This window comes from Mesorhizobium sp. M1428, from assembly GCF_040317515.1.
In the GTDB taxonomy this organism is placed as follows: domain Bacteria; phylum Pseudomonadota; class Alphaproteobacteria; order Rhizobiales; family Rhizobiaceae; genus Mesorhizobium.
Window position 1 is genome coordinate 285167 of the sequence record NZ_JAMYKT010000001.1, and the last position, 19855, is coordinate 305021.

At 62.4% G+C, this 19855-nt stretch carries 17 protein-coding genes and 1 pseudogene; 14 read left to right on the forward strand and 4 right to left on the reverse strand.

Annotated features, from left to right (window positions below; genetic code table 11):
- The first annotated feature begins 128 nt into the window (after window positions 1-128).
- The 9 genes from NKG60_RS01380 to NKG60_RS01420 all read left to right on the forward strand — a co-directional run bounded on the left by NKG60_RS01380 (window position 129) and on the right by NKG60_RS01420 (window position 10692).
- Window positions 129-1880, forward strand: a complete 1752-nt coding sequence (locus NKG60_RS01380; RefSeq protein ID WP_352564512.1) for an acetolactate synthase 3 large subunit — start codon at window positions 129-131, stop codon at window positions 1878-1880.
- Between the two features lie 66 nt (window positions 1881-1946).
- Window positions 1947-2519: an acetolactate synthase small subunit gene (ilvN, locus tag NKG60_RS01385; RefSeq protein WP_023676680.1), complete on the forward strand. Its 573-nt coding sequence runs from the start codon at window positions 1947-1949 to the stop codon at window positions 2517-2519.
- Between the two features lie 60 nt (window positions 2520-2579).
- Entirely contained in the window at window positions 2580-3176 is a 597-nt protein-coding gene (locus tag NKG60_RS01390) for a LysE family translocator (protein ID WP_352483004.1), read from the forward strand.
- A 168-nt stretch (window positions 3177-3344) separates the two neighbouring features.
- On the forward strand, window positions 3345-4592 hold the full coding sequence (locus NKG60_RS01395; protein WP_352863810.1) for an efflux RND transporter periplasmic adaptor subunit: 1248 nt from the start codon (window positions 3345-3347) through the stop codon (window positions 4590-4592).
- Window positions 4589-7747 carry an efflux RND transporter permease subunit gene (locus NKG60_RS01400; RefSeq protein ID WP_352863812.1) on the forward strand — a complete coding sequence of 1053 codons (3159 nt, stop codon included), beginning with the start codon at window positions 4589-4591 and terminating at the stop codon, window positions 7745-7747. Before NKG60_RS01395 ends, NKG60_RS01400 begins: the two co-directional genes overlap by 4 nt.
- Window positions 7748-7803: 56 nt before the next feature.
- Window positions 7804-8409, forward strand: a complete 606-nt coding sequence (gene nthA, locus NKG60_RS01405) for a nitrile hydratase subunit alpha (RefSeq protein WP_352973895.1) — start codon at window positions 7804-7806, stop codon at window positions 8407-8409.
- Window positions 8406-9065 carry a nitrile hydratase subunit beta gene (gene nthB, locus NKG60_RS01410; protein WP_352666974.1) on the forward strand — a complete coding sequence of 220 codons (660 nt, stop codon included), beginning with the start codon at window positions 8406-8408 and terminating at the stop codon, window positions 9063-9065. Before nthA ends, nthB begins: the two co-directional genes overlap by 4 nt.
- Before the next feature lie 19 nt (window positions 9066-9084).
- Entirely contained in the window at window positions 9085-9417 is a 333-nt protein-coding gene (locus NKG60_RS01415) for a nitrile hydratase accessory protein (protein ID WP_352667136.1), read from the forward strand.
- Window positions 9418-9564: 147 nt separating this feature from the next.
- Window positions 9565-10692 carry an ATP-dependent DNA helicase gene (locus NKG60_RS01420; RefSeq protein WP_023720791.1) on the forward strand — a complete coding sequence of 376 codons (1128 nt, stop codon included), beginning with the start codon at window positions 9565-9567 and terminating at the stop codon, window positions 10690-10692.
- A gap of 10 nt (window positions 10693-10702) precedes the next feature.
- Here NKG60_RS01420 and NKG60_RS01425 read toward each other — a convergent pair whose 3' ends face one another.
- Window positions 10703-11107, reverse strand: coding sequence for a SpoIIAA family protein (locus NKG60_RS01425; protein ID WP_352863816.1), 405 nt, complete (start codon window positions 11105-11107; stop codon window positions 10703-10705).
- A gap of 114 nt (window positions 11108-11221) precedes the next feature.
- Here NKG60_RS01425 and NKG60_RS01430 point away from each other — a divergent pair, with 114 nt between their 5' ends.
- From NKG60_RS01430 to NKG60_RS01440, 3 genes are all read left to right on the forward strand, one after another.
- On the forward strand, window positions 11222-11962 hold the full coding sequence (locus NKG60_RS01430) for a pyridoxine 5'-phosphate synthase (protein ID WP_352666969.1): 741 nt from the start codon (window positions 11222-11224) through the stop codon (window positions 11960-11962).
- 97 nt (window positions 11963-12059) lie between these two features.
- Window positions 12060-13973 (forward strand): potassium transporter Kup, encoded by a 1914-nt coding sequence (locus NKG60_RS01435; RefSeq protein WP_352666966.1) that lies wholly within the window; start codon window positions 12060-12062, stop codon window positions 13971-13973.
- A 156-nt stretch (window positions 13974-14129) separates the two neighbouring features.
- A complete protein-coding gene (locus tag NKG60_RS01440; protein ID WP_352666964.1) occupies window positions 14130-16049 on the forward strand; it encodes a potassium transporter Kup in 1920 nt (639 codons plus the stop codon).
- Window positions 16050-16091: 42 nt separating this feature from the next.
- Here the strand turns inward: NKG60_RS01440 and NKG60_RS01445 are convergent, their stop codons facing one another.
- On the reverse strand, window positions 16092-16982 hold the full coding sequence (locus tag NKG60_RS01445) for an SDR family oxidoreductase (RefSeq protein WP_352666962.1): 891 nt from the start codon (window positions 16980-16982) through the stop codon (window positions 16092-16094).
- Window positions 16983-17118: 136 nt separating this feature from the next.
- Between NKG60_RS01445 and NKG60_RS01450 the strand changes: the two genes are divergently transcribed.
- The gene (locus NKG60_RS01450) at window positions 17119-17529 is read left to right on the forward strand and encodes a winged helix-turn-helix transcriptional regulator (RefSeq protein ID WP_352466906.1); all 411 of its coding nucleotides are present in this window, start codon (window positions 17119-17121) and stop codon (window positions 17527-17529) included.
- 74 nt (window positions 17530-17603) lie between these two features.
- A pseudogene (locus NKG60_RS01455) lies at window positions 17604-18841 on the forward strand (FAD-dependent oxidoreductase).
- On the opposite strand, the gene NKG60_RS01460 reads toward NKG60_RS01455, so the two are convergent.
- The gene (locus NKG60_RS01460) at window positions 18789-19514 is read right to left on the reverse strand and encodes a glutathione S-transferase family protein (protein WP_352666958.1); all 726 of its coding nucleotides are present in this window, start codon (window positions 19512-19514) and stop codon (window positions 18789-18791) included. The pseudogene NKG60_RS01455 and the gene NKG60_RS01460 overlap by 53 nt on opposite strands.
- A gap of 1 nt (window position 19515) precedes the next feature.
- Window positions 19516-19821: a Rieske (2Fe-2S) protein gene (locus NKG60_RS01465; RefSeq protein WP_352666956.1), complete on the reverse strand. Its 306-nt coding sequence runs from the start codon at window positions 19819-19821 to the stop codon at window positions 19516-19518.
- Window positions 19822-19855 lie beyond the last annotated feature (34 nt).

Below are 19855 nucleotides of genomic sequence, written 5' to 3' on the forward strand. Positions count from 1 at the left end.
TTTTATTGCCCGAAATACGACTAAACGACCAGCAATCGCCCGACGGCGAACAGTATGGGACCAGACCGATGAGCAGTGGACAGTATGAGCGGCGCGAAATGCCAAGAACCGAAATGCCAAGAGCCGAAATGACTGGCGCCGAAATGGTGGTGCAGGCGCTGAAGGACAATGGCGTCAAGCATGTTTTCGGCTATCCGGGCGGCGCGGTTCTGCCAATCTACGATGAAATCTTCCAGCAGGACGAGGTCGAGCACATCCTCGTCCGTCACGAGCAGGGCGCGGGCCACGCGGCGGAAGGCTACGCGCGCTCGACCGGCAAGGCCGGCGTCATGCTGGTGACCTCCGGGCCGGGTGCGACAAATGCGGTGACGCCATTGCAGGACGCGCTGATGGACTCGATCCCGCTGGTCTGCCTGACCGGCCAGGTGCCGACTTCGCTGATCGGCTCGGACGCGTTCCAGGAGTGCGATACGGTCGGCATCACGCGACCCTGCACCAAGCACAACTGGCTGGTGAAAGACGTCAACGAGCTCGCGGCAACGATCCACGAGGCCTTCCATGTGGCAACGACGGGCCGCCCCGGTCCGGTCGTCGTCGACATCCCGAAGGACGTTCAGTTCGCCAGGGGTATCTATGTCCCGCCGCAGACGGCGCCGCGCACCAGCTACCAGCCGAAGGTCCAGGGCGATCTGGAAAAGATCAAGGCGGCGGTCGAGCTGATGGCCGGCGCCAGGAAGCCGATCATCTATTCGGGCGGTGGCGTCATCAATTCCGGCCCGGAGGCGAGCCATCTGCTGCGCGAGTTGGTCGACCTCACCGGCTTTCCCATCACCTCGACGCTGATGGGCCTCGGCGCCTATCCGGCGTCGGGCAAGAACTGGATGGGCATGCTGGGCATGCACGGCACGTATGAAGCGAACATGGCGATGCACGATTGCGACGTCATGCTCTGCATCGGCGCGCGCTTCGACGACCGCATCACCGGGCGGCTGACGGCGTTTTCGCCGAATTCGAAGAAGATCCACATCGACATCGACCCGTCGTCGATCAACAAGAACGTCCACACCGACGTGCCGATCATCGGCGATGTCGGGCGTGTGCTGGAGGATCTGGTGCGGCTGTGGCGGGCAACCGCCAAGGCCGACAAGAAAGCGCTTCACCCGTGGTGGGAGCAGATTGCCAAATGGCGCGCCCGGGATTCGCTCGCCTACAAGATGAACCACGAGGTGATCATGCCGCAATACGCCGTCCAGCGGCTCTATGCGCTGACCAAGGACCTCGACACTTACATCACCACCGAGGTCGGCCAGCATCAGATGTGGGCGGCACAGCACTATCACTTCGAGAAGCCGAACCGCTGGATGACCTCTGGCGGACTGGGCACGATGGGCTACGGCCTGCCGGCCGCGCTCGGCGTGCAGATCGCGCACCCGGATGCGCTGGTCATCGATATCGCTGGCGACGCTTCGGTGCAGATGACGATGCAGGAGATGAGCGCGGCAGTGCAGCACGAGGCGCCGATCAAGATCTTCATCCTCAACAACCAGTATATGGGCATGGTGCGGCAGTGGCAGCAGCTGCTGCACGGCAACCGGTTGTCGCATTCCTACACCGAGGCGATGCCGGATTTCGTCAAGCTCGCCGAAGCCTATGGCGGCCACGGCATTCGCTGCGACAAGCCGGACGAGCTCGACGACGCCATCAAGGAGATGATCGCGGTCAAGAAGCCCGTCCTGTTCGACTGCCGCGTGGCGACGCTCGCCAACTGCTTTCCGATGATCCCGTCGGGCAAGGCGCATAACGAGATGCTGTTGCCTGACGAGGCGACGGACGAAGCTGTGGCCAACGCGATCGACGCCAAGGGCAGGGAACTGGTGTAGCCTGGTTCAAGGAAGCTGTGCGAAAACAGCAGATTAGCGCAAAAGATTGAAATCGAGATTCATGTCATGAACGCACAGTTGCAACCGACCGGCTCGGCCTATTTTATCGCCAAGGAGACGGAAAAACCAGAGAATCACACGCTTTCGGTCCTGGTCGACAACGAGCCGGGTGTGCTTGCGCGGGTCATCGGCCTGTTTTCCGGACGTGGCTACAACATCGAGAGCCTGACGGTCTCGGAAACAGAGCACGAAAAGCACCTGTCGCGCATCACCATCGTGACGCGCGGCACGCCGCACGTGCTGGAGCAGATCAAGCACCAGCTCGAGCGCATCGTGCCGGTGCACCGCGTCGTCGATCTCACCGTGCGGTCGCAGGAATTCGGACAGGAGCGGCCACTGGAGCGGGAACTCGCGCTGGTCAAGGTCGCCGGCACCGGTGAAGCCCGCGTCGAGGCGCTCCGGCTCGCCGATGCATTCCGCGCCAGCGTCATCGATGCCAATACCGAGCATTTCATCTTCGAGATCACCGGCAAGGGCTCCAAGCTCGATCAGTTCATCGCCATCATGAAACCGCTCGGGCTCGTCGAGATCTGCCGTACCGGGGTGGCGGCGATGAACCGCGGCCCGCAAGGGATGTAGTCATCCAACTTGGCTCTATCTCGTCGCTTCGCCACCGATCGCATTGATTAGGGGAACGGCATGACATTCGACGCATTCTTCGCCCTGCTGGTCTATGCCTTCGTGACCTCGATCACACCGGGCCCGAACAACTTCATGCTTCTGGCATCGGGCGTGAATTTCGGCTTGGTCAAGACCGTGCCACACATGCTCGGCATCGGCTTCGGCTTCCTCGTGCTGTTGCTTGCCGTAGGCTTCGGGCTTGGCGCCGTGTTGACGGCCTTTCCGGTGCTGCACACCGGGTTGAAGATCGCCGGCGGCCTCTACCTGCTTTATCTCGCCTGGAAGATCGCCATGTCGCGCTCGCTCGGCGGCGAAGGCGAGGCGAAGGGCCAGCCGATGCGCTTCATCGAGGCTGCGGCGTTCCAATGGGTCAATCCCAAGGCCTGGGTGATGGCGATTACAGCCATGGCCGTCTATACCAATCCGGAACGCCCGTTTGTGTCGGTGGTGCTGATCGCGGCCGCGTTCGCCGTCGTCATGCTGCCGAGCATTTCGACCTGGGCCGGTTTCGGCATGGCACTGCGCGGTTTTCTGGCGGATGCGGTGCGGCTCAAATGGTTCAACATCGCCATGGGCGTGATGCTTGCGGCGACGCTGTGGCCGATGCTGCGTTAGCTGCCGTTCTATTGTGCACTGCACATTAAATCTTCGTAATGACGGGTTTTGGCCCTTTTTCGCCTTCGGCATCCTCTATTATCTGGCAAAAGCGCGGCAAGAGGCTGCGAGTTGAGCTAGACTACGGCCACCGGATAGCGGCGTGTCGGATTAAGAGGCCTTTTGTCGATGCGCGGAAAGATCGTACTTGCGGTGATCGCTGCAGCCTGCGTTGCGGCGGCGTGGCTGTATCTTTCGCCCAGCGCAATGAGCGGTCTTCAGCAGATGCTGTCGGCGAAGCAGACGGCGACGGCGGACAAACCCGCTGCCGCGGCAAATGCCGCGCGTTCGACTTCGGTGGTTGCCGCCACCGCTACGACGGCCGATTTCCCGGTCCGGCGCTATGCAATCGGCTTCGTGTCCTCTCCTGCCGTGGTCAGCATCAACGCACGGGTCTCGAGCCAGATCGTTGCAATCGCGGTCAAGGACGGACAGATGGTGAAGGCCGGAGACCTTCTGTTCTCGCTGGACGATCGCTCGTTGAAGGCGCAACTGGCACGCGATCAGGCGACGCTCGCGAAAGACCAGGCGCTGCTTGCCAGCGCAACGGCCGATCTTCAGCGCGCCAAAAATCTCGTCGCCAGGCAGGCCGGAACACAGCAGACCTATGATCAGGCCGTCGCGGCGCAGAAATCCGCCGCGGCCACCGTCGACGCCGACAAGGCAACGATCGATGCGGACCAAATCCAGCTTGGCTTCGCCACGATCAGGGCGCCGATCTCCGGGAGGCTTGGCGCGGTCAGCGTCGCGGTCGGCGATCTCGTCACCACCAGCAACGGCAGCAGCACGTCGACCCCGCTGGTGACGATCACGCAGGTCGACCCGCTGCAGGTGAACTTCAATCTCCCCGAAAGGGATCTCGCCTTGCTGCACAAGGCGCTGGCGGCGCCGCAGCAAGGTGCGGTAACGCTGACCAAGGACGGTGACCCGAAGCCGATCGGCAAGGGAACGCTGGATTTCGTCGATTCCAGCGTGGACACGGCGTCCGGCACGATCGCAACGCGGGCCAGCGTGCCCAACGCCGATCTTTCGCTGTGGCCGGGCCAATATGTCAACGTCGTGCTCGAGGCCGGCATCATGCCGCAAATGACGTCGGTTCCGACGGTTGCCGTCCAGCCCAGCCAGAAGGGCCCGTTCGTCTATGTGATCAAGCCGGACAACACCGTTGAAATGCAGCCGGTGCAGGTCGCGCTGACAGAAGGTGCCAACACCGCGATTAGTCAGGGTTTGAAAAGCGGCGAGCGTGTCGTCGTCGAGGGCCAGACCAAGCTGAAAAACGGCGCGGCGGTGCGCGAAGGCAAGGCTTCCACCGGCACCGGCGATCAGGCGGCTCCGAAGGTTGCCGAGGCTGACCGGACGGGCGGAACACAGCCATGATTTCCGAATTCTGCATCCGCAGGCCCGTCGCCACGCTGCTCATGTCGTTCGCCCTGGTTCTGGGCGGGCTATTTGCTTACAAATTCCTGCCGGTCGCGGCGCTGCCAAGCGCGGAATTCCCGGTTGTCAACGTCTCGGCCTCGCTGCCTGGGGCCTCGCCGGAAACCATGGCGACCTCGGTGGCAACGCCGCTGATCAAGCAGTTTGCCACTATCGCCGGCATCGATTCGATCTCGACGACCAACTCGCTCGGCTCGACCTCGATCGCCATTCAGTTCGTGCTCAACCGCGACATCGATGCGGCCGCCGCCGACGTGCAGGCAGCGATCGCACGCACACAACGACAATTGCCGCCGGAGATGACCAGCCCGCCGAGCTATCGCAAGGTCAATCCAGCCGACGCGCCAATCCTGCTGATGTCGCTGGTCAGCGACACCATTCCGCTGACCGATCTAGACGCATTTGCCGAGAATGTGATCTCGCCGTCGCTGTCGACGATCGACGGCGTTGCGCAGGTTTCGATCTACGGCCAGCAGAAATATGCCGTGCGCGTCCAGATAGATCCGACGGCGCTCGCCGCTCGCGGCATCTCGATCGACCAACTGCAGACGGCCATTGCCTCGGCCAACAGCAACACGCCGCTCGGCGTGCTCAAGAACAACAAACAGCAACTAACCATTACCGCGAACACGCAGCTCACCAATGCGGCGGGGTTCTCCAACATCATCATCGCCACCAAGAACGGCCATCCAGTGCGGCTCGGCGAGGTGACCCGCGTCATCGATTCGGTCGAGACCACGACTACCGCAAGCTGGTACGACGGTACCCGCGCCATCATCATGGCCGTGCAGCGCCAGCCGGATGCAAACACCGTCGATGTCGTCGACCGCGTCAAGGCGATGCTGCCTTCCTTCGAGGGTCAGATGCCTGCGGCGGCGAGCATCCAGTTGCTCAATGACCGCTCGACGTCGATCCGCGAGGCGGTCGACGACGTGCAGTTCACGCTGCTGCTCACCATCGCGCTGGTGGTGATGGTGATCTTCCTGTTCCTGCGCCGGGTAACGGCGACGGTCATCCCCGCCGTGGCGGTGCCGATTTCGCTCATCGCCACGCTGGGCGTGATGTACCTGTTCGGCTTTTCCATCGACAACGTCTCATTGATGGGGCTGACACTGGCGGTCGGCCTTGTTGTCGACGATGCCATCGTCATGCTGGAAAATATTTTCCGCCATATGGAGGAGGACGGAGTCTCGGCCCTCGAGGCTTCGCTCAAGGGCGCCCGCGAAATCGGCTTCACAATCATCTCGATCTCGATCTCGCTGGTCGCCGTGTTCATTCCGGTGCTTTTGATGGGCGGCGTGATCGGGCGCATCTTCAACGAATTCGCGGTGGTGGTGACGGTCGCCATCCTGGCGTCGATGTTTGTCTCGCTGACGTTGACGCCGATGCTGTGCTCGCGGCTGTTGTCATTATCGAAAGCCGAGCAGAAGGCGGCGCATGGCGAGGACCATAGGCAAAACGTCTTCATGCGGGGCTATGACTGGCTGCTGACATTCTGCCTGCGTCACAATTTTCTGGTTTTCCTTGTCTTCCTGGTGACCGCCGGGCTGTCGGTCTGGCTGATCCAGATATCGCCGAAGGGCTTTTTCCCGCAGGAGGATATCGGCCAGGTCTCGGTGACGACCATCGCGCGCCAGGATATTTCGTTCGACGCCATGGTGAAGCTTCAGGGTCAAGTGGCGGATGTCTTCACCCATTCGCCCTACGTCGCCCATGTCGGCTGGTCGGCGGGCAGTGGAAACAATGCGCTCAACCAGGGCCAGCTGTTTGTGCAGCTGAAGGACAAGGACCAGCGACCGAACATCGACAAGGTGCTTTCGGATCTGCGGCGCCAGCTTGCCAATGTGCCCGGTATCGAAACCTATATGCAGCCGGTGCAGAACCTGCGGCTCGGCGCGCGCGCTTCGGCGAGTGCCTATCAGCTTGCCGTGCAGGGCCTCGATACCGGCCTGACGAACGTCTGGGCGCAAAGGCTGACGGACGCGATGGCCGCCGATCATGGCGCCTTCACCGACGTCACCAATGACCTGCAGAACAACGCGTTGCAGGCGACGCTGGTGATCGACCGCGACAAGGCATCGACGCTTGGCGTCGATACCGACACGTTGCGTTCCAGCCTCTATGGCGGTTTCGGCACCCAGCAGGTGTCGACCATCTTCGGTTCGGCCGACAGCTATAAAGTGGTCATGGAGCTCGACCCGAAGATCGAGTGGTCGCCCGAACGGATGCTGGCGATCAAGGTGAGAACGGCGAGCGGCAGCCTGGTGCCGCTTGGCGCCTTCGCGCGTGTCGATCGGACCGCCGGTACCCTGACCGTCAATCAGCTCGGCCAGCTTCCGGCAGTGACCATCTCCTACAATCTGCCGCAGGGCGTGGCCCTGGGCGACAGCGTGAGCCACATCAATGCGCTGAAGGAAAAGATCGGCATGCCGCCGACGATCTCGACCACTTTCTCGGGCACGGCGAAGACCTTCCAGGATTCGCTTTCCAACCAGGGACTGCTGATCGGTGGCGCGATCCTGACCATCTATATCGTGCTCGGCATGCTCTATGAGAGCTTCATCCACCCGCTCACCATCCTGACCGGGCTTCCGTCGGCGGTGCTTGGCGCGCTGGTGGCACTGCGGTTGGCGGGGATGGATTTGTCGGTGATCGCTGTGATCGGCATCCTGATGCTGATCGGCATCGTCAAGAAGAACGGCATCATGATGATCGACGTGGCGCTCGAGCTCAGGCGCGAGGGGATGTCGCCCGTCGAATCCATCCACAAGGCCTGCCTGATGCGCTTCCGGCCGATCATGATGACCACGCTTGCCGCGCTGATGGGCACCATCCCGATCGCGCTCGGCACCGGTGCCAGTGCGGAACTGCGCCAGCCTCTTGGCGTGGCGGTGGTCGGCGGTCTCGTCGCTTCGCAGGCACTGACGCTGTTCGTCACGCCCGTCATTTACGTCTACATGGAGCATTTTTCCGGCTGGCTCGTCAGGTTGTGGGTGCGGCGCCGGGGCGAGCCGGGCCCGGTCGAGGTGGTCGAGCAGCCGTCACTGTTCGACGAGGAGGAAGAACCGGTGCCGCAGAAGGCGGCAGCCGAATAGCGCTGGCCTAAGCCGTGGTGCTTGCGGCCGGGGGGCCGCGATCGTAATTTGACGCCATGCCGCACAATCACGACCACGACAACGAGCTTGATCCCTTTGCGGCGCGTGTGCGCGCGCTGGAGACGATTCTCACCCGCAAAGGCCTGATCGATCCGGCGGCGATCGACGTCATCGTCGACACCTACGAGACCAAGATCGGGCCGCGCAACGGCGCAAAGGTGGTGGCGAAGGCTTGGGTTGATCCCGGGTTTGCCGCATGGCTGAAGCGTGATGCGACGGCGGCCATCGAATCGCTCGGCTACACCGGCCGGCAAGGCGAGCACATGCAGGCGGTGTTCAATACGGCCGACACTCACAACCTCGTCGTCTGCACGCTATGCTCCTGCTATCCGTGGTCGGTGCTTGGCCTGCCGCCAGTCTGGTACAAGGCGCCGCCCTACCGTTCGCGCGCGGTGATCGATCCGCGCGGCGTGCTCGAGGAATTCGGCCTGACCTTGCCGGCGGCGACGACAATCCGGGTGTGGGATTCGACCGCCGAGCTGCGCTATCTGGTGGTGCCGATGCGCCCAAGGGGCACCGAGGGCTGGGATGAGGCGCGGCTCGCCGATCTGGTGACGCGCGATGCCATGATCGGAACGGCGTTGGCGCAGGAGCCGGCATGAACGGGCCGCAGGATCTCGGCGGCCAGATGGGTTTCGGGCCGGTCGCGCCCGAACCGGACGAACCCTATTTCCATGCCGATTGGGAAAGGCGGGCGCTGGGCGTAACGTTGTGCGCCGGCGCCATGGGCGCCTGGACCATCGACGAGAGTCGGCACGCGCGAGAATCGCTGCATCCAGCGGATTATTATGCCTCCAGCTATTATCAGATATGGATCAAGGCGCTGGAGGTGCTGCTCAAACGCCATGGTTTCGTCAGCGACCGCGACCTGGCTACGGGCGACGCGGTCGACCCGGCAGCGACACCCAAACGGGTGCTCAAGGCTAAGGATGTTCCGGCGGTGCTGGCCAAGGGCGGGCCTTGCGACCGGCCTGTCGCCGCGCCTGCGCGGTTCAAGGCAGGCGACCTCGTGCGAACCAGGAATTTTCATCCGACCGGCCACACCAGGCTGCCGCGCTATGCACGCGGCAAACAAGGCGTCGTCGAGGCGGTACGCGACGGCTTTGTCTTTCCCGACACCAGTGCGCACGGCCAGGGCGAAAACCCGCAATGGGTCTATACCGTGGCCTTCACAGGCGAGGAAATCTGGGGCGAGGGCGCCGACCCGACACTTGTCGTGTCGATCGATGCCTGGGAGAGCTACCTTGAGCCGGCGTGAGACGGGCTCAGTCGTCGCCATGCTGCCCGCCGGTGTCGAGGCGCGTGTGTTTGCCGAGCCGTGGGAGGCCGAGGCCTTTGCCATGACGGTGGCGCTGCACGATAACGGGCTGTTTTCGTGGAGCGAATGGGCGGATGCTTTGTCGGCGGAGGTGAAGCGGCAGGGCGCCGCGCGCGACGGCCGCGATTATTACGAGCACTGGCTGGCGGCGCTGGAAAAGCTGCTTGCTTCGAAAGGTCTGGCCGCGAAGACCGATGTGGACGCGATCGCCGCTGCCTGGGAGCGCGCCGCGCACGCAACGCCGCATGGCAAGCCGATCCTTCTGGAGAACGATCCACAGCAGGCTATGTAAGCTGCGGTCGCCTGGTCTTGTTCTCTTTACGTTCCTGTTCGTCACTGATAGCCTGACACTGTCGCAGCGGCGTAATTGCCGGCGATGAAAATTGATGGTGACGGCAGTCACCTTGTCTTTCCCTCGCGAATCCGGTCTGTCGCGCTGATGGAATTCTCTCCTCAACAGGACGAGGCGCTGAAGGCGGTGGCCGGCTGGCTGAAAGCCGGCAAGCCGCAGCTGTTCAGGCTGTTCGGCTATGCCGGCACCGGCAAGACGACGCTGGCGCGCTATTTCGCCGAGCATGTCGATGGCCAGGTGCAGTTCGCCGCGTTTACGGGCAAGGCGGCGCAGGTGCTGCGTTCCAAGGGCGCGGTCAATGCCCGCACCATCCATTCGCTGATCTACCGGCCGAAGGGCGAAGAATCGGTAGCGGACGAGGTGACCGGCAAGACATCGATGTCGCCGACATTTTCGCTCAACCGGCAGAGCCCGATCTCGCGGGCCAAGCTCGTCGTCATCGATGAATGCTCAATGGTCGACGAGCAACTCGGCCGTGACCTGATGAGCTTCGGCACGCCGATCTTGGTGCTCGGCGATCCCGGCCAGTTGCCGCCAATCTCCGGCGGCGGTTTCTTCACCGATCATGAGCCGGACATTCTGCTCACCGAAATCCATCGCCAGGCACGAGACAACCCGATCATCCGGCTTGCGCTTGACGTGCGCGAGGGCCGCGAGTTCATGCGCGGCGACTATGGCGCGGCGCAAGTGATCGGCAAGGAAGACGTCACCCAGGAACTGGTGCTGAAGGCGGACCAGGTGCTGGTCGGTACCAACCGTACGCGCCGCCGTTATAACCAGCGGCTGCGCGAGCTGAAGGGGTTCAACGCCGATTATCCGCAAGCCGGCGACAAGCTGGTCTGCCTGCGCAACGATCCGGCCAAGGGACTGCTCAACGGCTCGCTGTGGAAGGTGATGACCTCGTCGCGCGAGACGGTCAAGCCCGGCATCAATCTGCTGGTTTCGCCGGAGGAAGACGACCCGGATCGCGGCGTCGCCAAGATCAAGCTGCTCAAGGCGGCATTCGAAGATCCCGACGCCGACATTCCCTGGCAGCAGAAGAAACGGTTCGACGATTTCGACTATGGCTACGCGCTGACCGTGCACAAGGCGCAGGGCTCGCAGTGGAACGAGATCGTGCTTTTCGACGAAAGCTGGGCGTTCAAGGAAACCCGGCAGCGTTGGCTCTACACCGCCATCACGCGCGCGGCCGAACGGCTGACGATCGTCCGATAGGGCGGCCGTATCAGCGCTGGGCGATCGGGTTGGCGCCAAGCCATTCCCAGGCGGCGGCTTCGTCCTTGGCCTCGAAATGCCGGAGTTCGATGGGCAAGGAGGCGGGCAAAAAGGCTCTTGCCTCCGCTATCCAGTTCGGCTCACCGACCGCCGCGCAGCGCCTGATATGCTGCACTGCATGAGCTATGCCCTGTTCGACCGTCTCGTCCGATACATCGGTCCAGTCGACACCCTCATGATCGATCAGGCGCACCAGCACGTCGATTTTTGGGTGCAGCGCGTAGGCTGCCTCCAGCAATCCGAACAGGTTTTCGGCGTCGGCCGCTGCGACATGGCCGACGACATCGATGGCGAAGAGGTCTTCGCGATCGGTATCGATGCGGCGGATCGCCGGTACGGCATCGAGAAAATTCAACAGGGAACTCCTTGCGCTCGATTTTCTTCGTTCCCTTGGAACACCTGAAACCCTCTGTCTGTTCCCCTTAAAGACGGTATAGATGCGCGCCGAGATCAGCCTGGAACCGTGCAAATGCCTGCAAAGCTTTCCGTCAACCTCAACGCCATCGCCATGCTGCGCAACCGGCGGGACTTGCCGTGGCCAAGCGTGACGGGGCTCGGACGCATCGCCCTTGCCGCCGGTGCGCATGGGCTGACGGTGCACCCGCGACCCGACGAGCGGCACACCAGGCATTCCGATCTGCCTGAGATCAGGGCGCTGATCGACGACGAGTTCCCGAATGCGGAATTCAACATCGAGGGCTATCCGACCGGGGAATTCCTGGCGCTTGTGGAAAAGCATCAGCCCGAGCAGGTGACGCTGGTGCCCGACGACCCGGCGCAAGCGACTTCCGATCATGGCTGGAACTTCGCGGCCGAGGCTGCGTTCCTGACACCGGTCGTCAAGCGCCTGAAGAAGGGAGGCTTTCGCGTATCGCTGTTTTCAGATCCGGACCCCGATGGCGTGAATGCCGCTCGCGACACCGGTGCCGACCGGATCGAACTCTATACGGGTCCATACGGCAGCTATCATTCCGATTCGGCAAAAGCGGCGAAGGAATTGGAGAAATTGGGAAAGACGGCGGATGCCGCACTGGCCGCAGGGCTCCAGGTCAATGCCGGGCACGACCTTGTGGTGAGCAATTTGCCGGCGCTGGCCAGGCGCATCCCGGCATTGGCCGAAGTGTCGATCGGACATGGGTTGACAGCCGATGCGTTGGAGTATGGCATGGCCGCAACGGTCAGGCGGTTTCTGAAGGCTTGTGGCTGGTAGAGAGAGGCGAGCCGATAGGCCGTGGGTTCCGGGCATGGCAGCGCGTCCTTTCCATCCCCGCAGCATAGGGCACCGCACGTCTATGGGAGTGTCGTCCATGGCCCTTGCCAACGCTGGTAGCGAGGCAGAACCCATCGAGCAATCCAGCCACTCCACCGTCGAGCAGCACAGCACCAAGGTGCTGATGCTGGGCGCGTTGGGCGTGGTTTACGGCGATATCGGCACCAGCCCAATCTATGCGTTTCGGGAAGCGCTGCACGCATCGTCGGGACCGGTAGCGCGCAACGACGTCCTCGGCGTGCTGTCGCTTATCGTCTGGGCGCTGACGATCATCGTCACGATAAAATACGTCGCTTTCGTTCTCAGAGCCGACAACAAGGGCGAGGGCGGCACGCTGTCGCTGATGTCGCTTGCGCGCAGCGCTTATCCCAATGGAGCCAAGCTCATCCTGGGGATCGGGCTCTGCGGCGCGGCGCTGTTTTTCGGCGATGCCATCATAACGCCGGCCATCTCCGTGCTTTCGGCGGTCGAAGGCCTGGAAGTGGTGACCCCGACGCTGGAAACCTATGTGGTTCCGATCACGCTGATCATCCTGGCGATGCTTTTTGCCGTGCAACGCTTTGGCACCGGCAAGGTGGCGGCGGTGTTCGGACCGGTGACGGCAGTGTGGTTCCTGGCGATCGGCGCCGCCGGGGTCTACCATCTGCTGGACGACCCGTCGGTCCTGCTGGCGATCAATCCCTATTACGCGGTCGCTTACCTGGCCAATACGCCCACCGGCGCCTTCGTCACCGTCGGGGCGGTGTTCCTGGCGGTCACCGGAGCCGAGGCACTCTATGTCGATCTCGGCCATTTCGGGCGCAGGCCGATCGTGCTGGCGTGGTTTTCGGTGGTGTTCCCTTGTCTGCTCCTCAACTACTTCGGACAAGGTGCGTTCGTTCTGGCCAACGGCGGCAAACCCACCAATCCATTCTTCCAGATGCTGCCCGATTGGGCGCTGATGCCCATGGTTGGGCTAGCCACGGCAGCGACGGTGATCGCCAGTCAGGCGGTGATCTCCGGCGCTTTCTCGCTGACCCGCCAGGCGGTGCAGCTCAATTTGCTGCCGCGCATCGAGGTGCAGCATACGTCCGAGATGCAATCCGGCCAGATCTACATGCCGCGGGTCAATCTGGTGGTCGCGCTGGGCGTAATGTTGCTGGTGGTCGGCTTTGGCAGTTCGAGTTCGCTGGCTTCCGCCTATGGCATTTCGGTGACCGGCGAAATGCTGATGACAACCATCCTGCTGTTCGTGGTGATGCGGTTCCGGTGGAAATGGCAGCTTGCCCTCGCTGCCGCGCTGGCCCTCCTGTTCGGCACGATCGATACCGGATTTTTCCTCGCAAACGTCGTCAAGATCGTCGAAGGCGGGTGGGTGTCGATCACGGTCGCTTGCGGCATGGGACTGATCATGTCTACCTGGATCCGCGGCACCCGCTATTTGTTCGACAAGACGCGCCGAAACGAGATCCCGCTGGATTTCCTTGCCGGCAATCTGCTGAAGAAGAAGCCGCATTTGGTATCAGGCACCGCGGTGTTCCTGACCAGCGATCCACTGAGCGCGCCGACCGCGCTGATGCACAGCCTCAAGCACTACAAGGTGCTGCACGAGCAGAACGTCATCCTTTCGGTGGTGACTGCGCCGCAGCCTGTCGTGCCCGACAGCGAGCGCGTCAAGATGGAAACGGTCAACGAGCTGTTCATGCGGGTGACGCTGACCTTCGGCTACATGGAGCAGCCCAACATCCCGCGTGCGCTGGCGATCTGCCGCAAGCAGGGCTGGAAGTTCGACATCATGACGACGTCGTTCTTCCTGTCGCGGCGTTCACTCAAGGCATCGCCCAATTCCGGCATGCCGGTCTGGCAGGACAAGCTGTTCATCGGGCTGGCGCGCACGGCGGCCGATGCCACGGAATATTTCCAGATTCCGACCGGACGTGTCGTCGAGATCGGGACGCAGGTGGCTATTTAGAACGTGCCTGTTGCAGCGTTTCAGGCAGTCTGTCGAGGGGGTCGAGCCTGCCAGGCCGGGAAGACTCGCAATACCGACACGCAGACATTACGTGACGGCACTTGATATTGCAGTGCAGCAAGCGTAGAGCACCGCGCGCTTATCGGAGTGTCGTCCATGGCCCTTACCAATGCTGGTAACGAGGCAGAACCCGTCGAACAATCGAGCCATTCTGAGGTCGAGCAGCACAGCACCAAGGTGCTGATGCTGGGCGCACTCGGTGTCGTTTATGGCGATATCGGCACCAGCCCGATCTATGCTTTCCGCGAGGCATTGGTGGCATCGTCGGGGGGCGAAGTCGCCAACCGTGGCGACATCCTCGGCGTGCTGTCGCTAATCATCTGGTCGCTGACGATCATCGTCACCATCAAATACATCATGTTCGTGCTCAGGGCCGACAATCGCGGCGAGGGCGGGGTGCTGTCGCTGATGGCGCTGGCGCGCAACAGTTTCCCGACCCGCTCGGCGGTGATCCTCGGCATCGGCATCGTCGGCGCCTCGCTGTTTTTCGGTGACGCCGTCATCACGCCGGCGATTTCGGTGCTGTCGGCGGTCGAAGGCATGAACGTCGTCACGCCGACCTTCCAGCCCTATGTGGTGCCGTTGACGCTGGTCATCCTGGCGATTCTGTTTTCGGCACAGCGGTTTGGAACCGGCGGCGTCGCCCTGATCTTCGGCCCGATCACGGCGGTCTGGTTCCTGGCTATCGGCCTTTCCGGCCTCAACCACATCATCGCCGATCCAGAGATCCTGCTGGCAGTCAGCCCGCATTACATCGTCGCGTTCCTGATCAATTCACCAGACGTCGCCTTCGTGACGATCGGCGCCATCTTCCTCGCCGTCACCGGCGCCGAAGCGCTCTATGCCGACCTCGGCCATTTTGGCCGCAAGCCGATCGTTCTCGCCTGGCTGGCAATCGTGTTCCCTTGCCTGTTGCTGAACTATGCCGGGCAGGGCGCATTCGTGCTGGCGAAAAACGGCGTGGTCGGTCATCCCTTCTTCGAAATGAACGAAGGCTGGACGCTTATCCCGATGGTCGTCCTGGCCACAGCTGCGACCGTTATCGCCAGCCAGGCGGTGATCTCCGGCGCTTTCTCGCTGACCAGGCAAGCGGTGCAGCTCAACATGCTGCCGCGCCTGGAAATCCTGCATACGTCGGAAAGACAGTCCGGCCAGATCTACATGCCGCGCGTCAACATGCTACTGGCGCTGGTGGTGATGCTGCTGGTGGTCGGCTTTGGCGAATCCAGCAAGCTTGCCTCAGCCTACGGCATTTCGGTGACCGGCAACATGCTGGTGACGACGGTGCTGCTCTACGTGATCATGAGCCGCATCTGGAAATGGCAGCTCTGGCTGGCCATCTCCCTGACAGTGGTATTCGCGTTCATCGACATCGGCTTCTTTGCCTCGAACATCGTCAAAGTGTTCGAAGGTGGCTGGGCTTCGCTGGCGGTGGCCTTCACCATTGTGCTGGCGATGTGGACCTGGATCCGCGGCAGCCGCTATTTGTTCGAAAAGACGCGCCGGAACGAGATTCCGCTCGATTTCCTTGCCGGCAATCTGCTGAAGAAGAAGCCGCATCTGGTGTCGGGCACCGCGGTGTTCCTGACCAGCGATCCGCTGAGCGCGCCGACCGCGCTGATGCACAGCCTCAAGCACTACAAGGTGCTGCACGAACAGAATGTCATCCTTTCGGTGGTGACGGCGCCGCAGCCTGTCGTGCCCGACAGCGAGCGCGTCAAGATGGAGACGGTCAATGAACTGTTCATGCGCGTGACGCTGACCTTCGGCTATATGGAGCAGCCCAACATCCCGCGCGCGCTGGCTATCTGCCGCAAGCAGGGCTGGAAGTTCGACATCATGACGACGTCGTTCTTCCTGTCGCGGCGTTCACTCAAGGCATCGCCCAATTCCGGCATGCCGGCCTGGCAGGACAAGCTGTTCATCGGGCTGGCGCGCACGGCGGCAGATGCGACGGAATATTTCCAGATCCCGACCGGACGCGTCGTCGAGATCGGGACGCAGGTGGCTATCTGAACAAACGGCCGTGCCCTTCGAAGGGCACGGCAATTGTCAGGCTCAGCTCACCAGAGCCGCCGTGTTTGCTTCAAGAAATTGCTTCAGCGGCTGCGGCTTCCTGCCGGACAGCGTCTCGACCGCGTCGGTCACCATGCCGATCCGGCCCGAGCGGGTGTTGGTGTCGAAGGAAACGACGATGGGAGCGAAAGCCTCGGGAACGCCGGCTGCCTTCAATCCCTCGGTCAGCGCTTCATCCGAAAGATGGACAACTTCGATCGGTCTGCCGGTAACCTCGGTGACGAGGGCTGCAATCTCGGTGACCGTATAGGCCTGCGGACCGGTCAGCGTGTATGTGGTGCTTTCGGTTGCTCCCGAAGCGAGGCCGGCGGCGATCGCCCCGGCCATGTCGTCGCGCGCGCCATGGGCAATGCGGCCGTCTCCAGCGGATGTGTACCACTGCCCAGAGGCGACGGCGTGCGGCAGCGCCATGAACAGGTTCTCCTGGTACCAGCCGTTGCGGAAGATGGTGTAGGGGATACCGCTCGCCTTGATCGCCTGCTCGGTGCCGTGGTGATCGGGCGCAAACAGCACCGGCGATCCCGGCTCCGGATTGGGCATCGATGTGTAGAGCAGATGCGAAACGCCGGCGCTTTTTGCGGCGGCGACCGCGGTCTCATGTTGCTTCAGGCGCTTGCCCGGAACGGCGAGCTCGTTCGTCGAAATGATCAGAACCCTGTCGGCGCCGGTAAATGCACTGGCCAACGATGCGGTGTCGTCGAAGTCGACCGTCCTGATGGTGACGCCTCGGGCTGCCAGATCGGCCAGATTTTCCGGATTGCGGGTAGCGGCGATGACGCGCTGAGGCGAGACCTTGAGCGTGTCAAGCAGATGATTGATGACGCCGCGGCCAAGCTGGCCGGAGGCGCCGGTGACAAGAAGGGTGTCGGTCATGAAAGGTCCTGACGTTGCGCCGGAGCGGCGGGTTCATATGTTAGTCTCAAAAAGAGACCAGCACTAAAATAGGAATTGACCCATCCTCGTAAAGAAGGCAGTTTTGCGGGAGGTAGGCACACCCAGGGAACCAGCCATGGACGGCAAGATCGTCAATCTGAGATCGAAGCTCGAGATATATAAAGCAGGCAGCGGTGGCGGAAACCTTGCGGATTGCCCGGTTCGCGACGTGATCCAGGGCATAAGCAATAAATGGAGTTCGCTGCTGATGGAGGCCTTGGCCGAGAAGCCGTACCGCTTTGGCGAGTTGCGGCGCCTCGTGCCCGATATTTCACAGCGCATGCTCACCCAGACGTTGCACGATCTGCAGCGCGACGGCTATGTGCATCGCCAGGTGTTTCCGACCAAACCGCCGAGCGTCGAATATAGCCTCACCGATCTCGGGCGCTCGATGTTTGGACCCTTGCATCAGCTGATCCAATGGGCCGAGCTCAATCACGGCGCTGTACGCGAGGCGCGGAAGGTTTTCGATGCTGCCGAAGGCTGAGCCTCCAGGCCGAGACGGCGGCTTGATTTAGCGACAGCGCTGAAGGATTGTCCGGCCTGGGCTGGGTCGGGCAAATGGGCAATTCTCTGGATATCGCGATTGCCGGCGCCGGGCCGGCTGGACTTGCCGCCGCGCTCTATCTCAAGCGCGCCGGACATCGGGTTACCGTTTTCGAGCGCTTCGAGCAGCCAAAGCCGGTCGGCTCCGGGCTGATCCTGCAGCCGACCGGGCTGACGGTACTTGCCGATCTCGGCCTGCTCGATGACATTCTGGCGCTGGGCAGCCGCATAGATCGCCTGCATGGTGCAGACGCCAAGACCGGCCGCACCGTACTCGACGTCCGCTATGATGCGCGGCGGGGCGGTCGTTTCGGGCTGGCGGTGCACCGCACGGCTCTGTTCGGCGTGCTTTTCCGCGCCGTCCGGCGCCAAGCGATCACCATCGAGACAGGTATCGAGCTCGAGACGCTGGAAACCGGCGAACGGGCAACATTGGTCTGCGGCAACGGACGACGGATAGGGCCGTTCGACCTGGTAGTGGATGCCAGTGGTTCGCGCTCCAAACTGCGGCGGTGCGTGAACAATCCGGGCGAACCGCGATCGCTCGCCTATGGCGCGTTCTGGGCATCGCTCGGCTGGCGCGGCGAGGGTTTCGACGAGCACGCGCTGCTGCAGCGCTACGACAGCGCGAGCGTGATGATCGCGTGCTGCCGATCGGCCGGCCCGAGCCCGGTGCCGGGAAGATGGCGGCATTCTTCTGGAGCCTGAAGCCGGCGGATGCCGAGTGCGTATTGGCGGCAGGTCTCGAGGCATGGAAGGCGAGATTGGTCGGGCTATGGCCTGAATGCGCGGCCTTCATCGACCAGATCGACAGTTTCGAGCAGCTTTCGCTGGCGCGCTATGGGCATCACACGATGAAGACGCCAGCCGGACGGCGATTGGCCGTTATCGGCGATGCGGCTCATTCAACGAGCCCGCAGCTCGGCCAGGGCGCGAACATGGCGCTGCTCGATGCGGCAGCGCTCAACCACGCACTCATAGGAACGGACCGTATCGATACTGCGCTGGAAACCTACGTCCGGGCGCGGCGATGGCATGTGCGGGTCTTCCAGGCGCTGTCGCTGGTGCTGACGCCGTTTTATCAATCGGATTCGAATGTGATGCCGTTCGTTCGCGACAGGCTGGTGGCGACGCTGGCAAAAGTCCCGCCGGCGCCGCAGTTTCTTGCTTCTATGGTCACAGGAACGGTGATCAATCCGTTCAAGCCGATCGGGCTTGCGGAAGCGCTATGGTCGAATCGCCTTGACGGATGATTTCCGAAAGATGCGAACCCTTGGCCTGCAAGAATGCATGGAGGCGCTGCGCATAGTCGGGAGCGACCGCATCCTTTACGGATGGGCGTTCGTGCAATGCCTCGCGCCAGGCCTCGACATGCGGCTTTCCGTCCAGCATGCCGAAATCGCCGATCCGGTCGAAGACGTCGAAATAGCGGAAAATCGGCCCGTAGACCGCATCGACCAGCGAAAAGCGCTCGCCGGCGAACCATGGCCCGGCCGCGCCGTTCGCCAGTTCCACTTCCAGGCGATCGAACATTGCCGACAGAGCCCCGCTTTCGGCGCGGAAGGCGCTTTCGGTCGGCGCTGAATAGAAGCGGCCGATGGCATTGAGGATTGCCGAGCCGAACTCGATCCAGGCGCGATGCCGGCCACGGGCATAGGGGTCGGTGGGATGCAGCGGATTGGGCTGGGTTTCCTCGAGGAATTCGAGGATGATCGCCGATTCGAAGATTACCGTTTCCTGGGCGTCATGCTCAACGCGAAGCAGCGGCACCTTGCCGAGCGGCGATATTGCCTTGAACCAGGCAGGCTTGTTGGCGAGATCGACCGTGATGCGTTCGAACGGCACGCCCTTTTCGCGAAGTGAAATCGCCGCGCGCTGCACATAGGGGCAAAGATGATGGCTGACGAGGATGAGCTTGTCGGTCACCTCACTCTCCCCAGACATAGTTCAAGACGTCGTCCTCGACGCGGGTGGAGAGGAACATCAGGCGGGAGCCCTTCGGCGCCGGGCCTTCGAGGCGATCACCGTTTCCCATGTCGAACGAGGCGCCGTGCCACTGGCAGACGAGCTTGCCGTCCTTGCAGTCGAGCGGGCCACCGAAATGCAGGCAGACGTTGGCGGCGGCGCGGATACGCTCGCCGCTGCGGTAGACATGGACCTCGCGGCCGAAAAACGGAGCGATCAGGCTGCCTGTTTCCGGAATGTCGGCGATCTTGCAGATTTCATGCTTCATCGGAATTGCCTCTCATGATTGATGCGATTGCATC

What these genes read in the sequence shown, in the direction of transcription:
- nthB (WP_352666974.1), top strand. Translation starts at nt 8,406, where the DNA reads ATGAACGGGCCGCAGGATCTCGGCGGCCAGATGGGTTTCGGGCCGGTC.
- NKG60_RS01435 (WP_352666966.1), top strand. Translation starts at nt 12,060, where the DNA reads ATGGCCCTTGCCAACGCTGGTAGCGAGGCAGAACCCATCGAGCAATCC.
- NKG60_RS01465 (WP_352666956.1), bottom strand. Translation starts at nt 19,821, where the DNA reads ATGAAGCATGAAATCTGCAAGATCGCCGACATTCCGGAAACAGGCAGC.
- nthA (WP_352973895.1), top strand. Translation starts at nt 7,804, where the DNA reads ATGCCGCACAATCACGACCACGACAACGAGCTTGATCCCTTTGCGGCG.
- NKG60_RS01420 (WP_023720791.1), top strand. Translation starts at nt 9,565, where the DNA reads ATGGAATTCTCTCCTCAACAGGACGAGGCGCTGAAGGCGGTGGCCGGC.
- ilvN (WP_023676680.1), top strand. Translation starts at nt 1,947, where the DNA reads ATGAACGCACAGTTGCAACCGACCGGCTCGGCCTATTTTATCGCCAAG.
- NKG60_RS01430 (WP_352666969.1), top strand. Translation starts at nt 11,222, where the DNA reads ATGCCTGCAAAGCTTTCCGTCAACCTCAACGCCATCGCCATGCTGCGC.
- NKG60_RS01400 (WP_352863812.1), top strand. Translation starts at nt 4,589, where the DNA reads ATGATTTCCGAATTCTGCATCCGCAGGCCCGTCGCCACGCTGCTCATG.
- NKG60_RS01380 (WP_352564512.1), top strand. Translation starts at nt 129, where the DNA reads ATGACTGGCGCCGAAATGGTGGTGCAGGCGCTGAAGGACAATGGCGTC.
- NKG60_RS01445 (WP_352666962.1), bottom strand. Translation starts at nt 16,982, where the DNA reads ATGACCGACACCCTTCTTGTCACCGGCGCCTCCGGCCAGCTTGGCCGC.
- NKG60_RS01395 (WP_352863810.1), top strand. Translation starts at nt 3,345, where the DNA reads ATGCGCGGAAAGATCGTACTTGCGGTGATCGCTGCAGCCTGCGTTGCG.
- NKG60_RS01440 (WP_352666964.1), top strand. Translation starts at nt 14,130, where the DNA reads ATGGCCCTTACCAATGCTGGTAACGAGGCAGAACCCGTCGAACAATCG.
- NKG60_RS01415 (WP_352667136.1), top strand. Translation starts at nt 9,085, where the DNA reads ATGCTGCCCGCCGGTGTCGAGGCGCGTGTGTTTGCCGAGCCGTGGGAG.
- NKG60_RS01390 (WP_352483004.1), top strand. Translation starts at nt 2,580, where the DNA reads ATGACATTCGACGCATTCTTCGCCCTGCTGGTCTATGCCTTCGTGACC.
- NKG60_RS01450 (WP_352466906.1), top strand. Translation starts at nt 17,119, where the DNA reads ATGGACGGCAAGATCGTCAATCTGAGATCGAAGCTCGAGATATATAAA.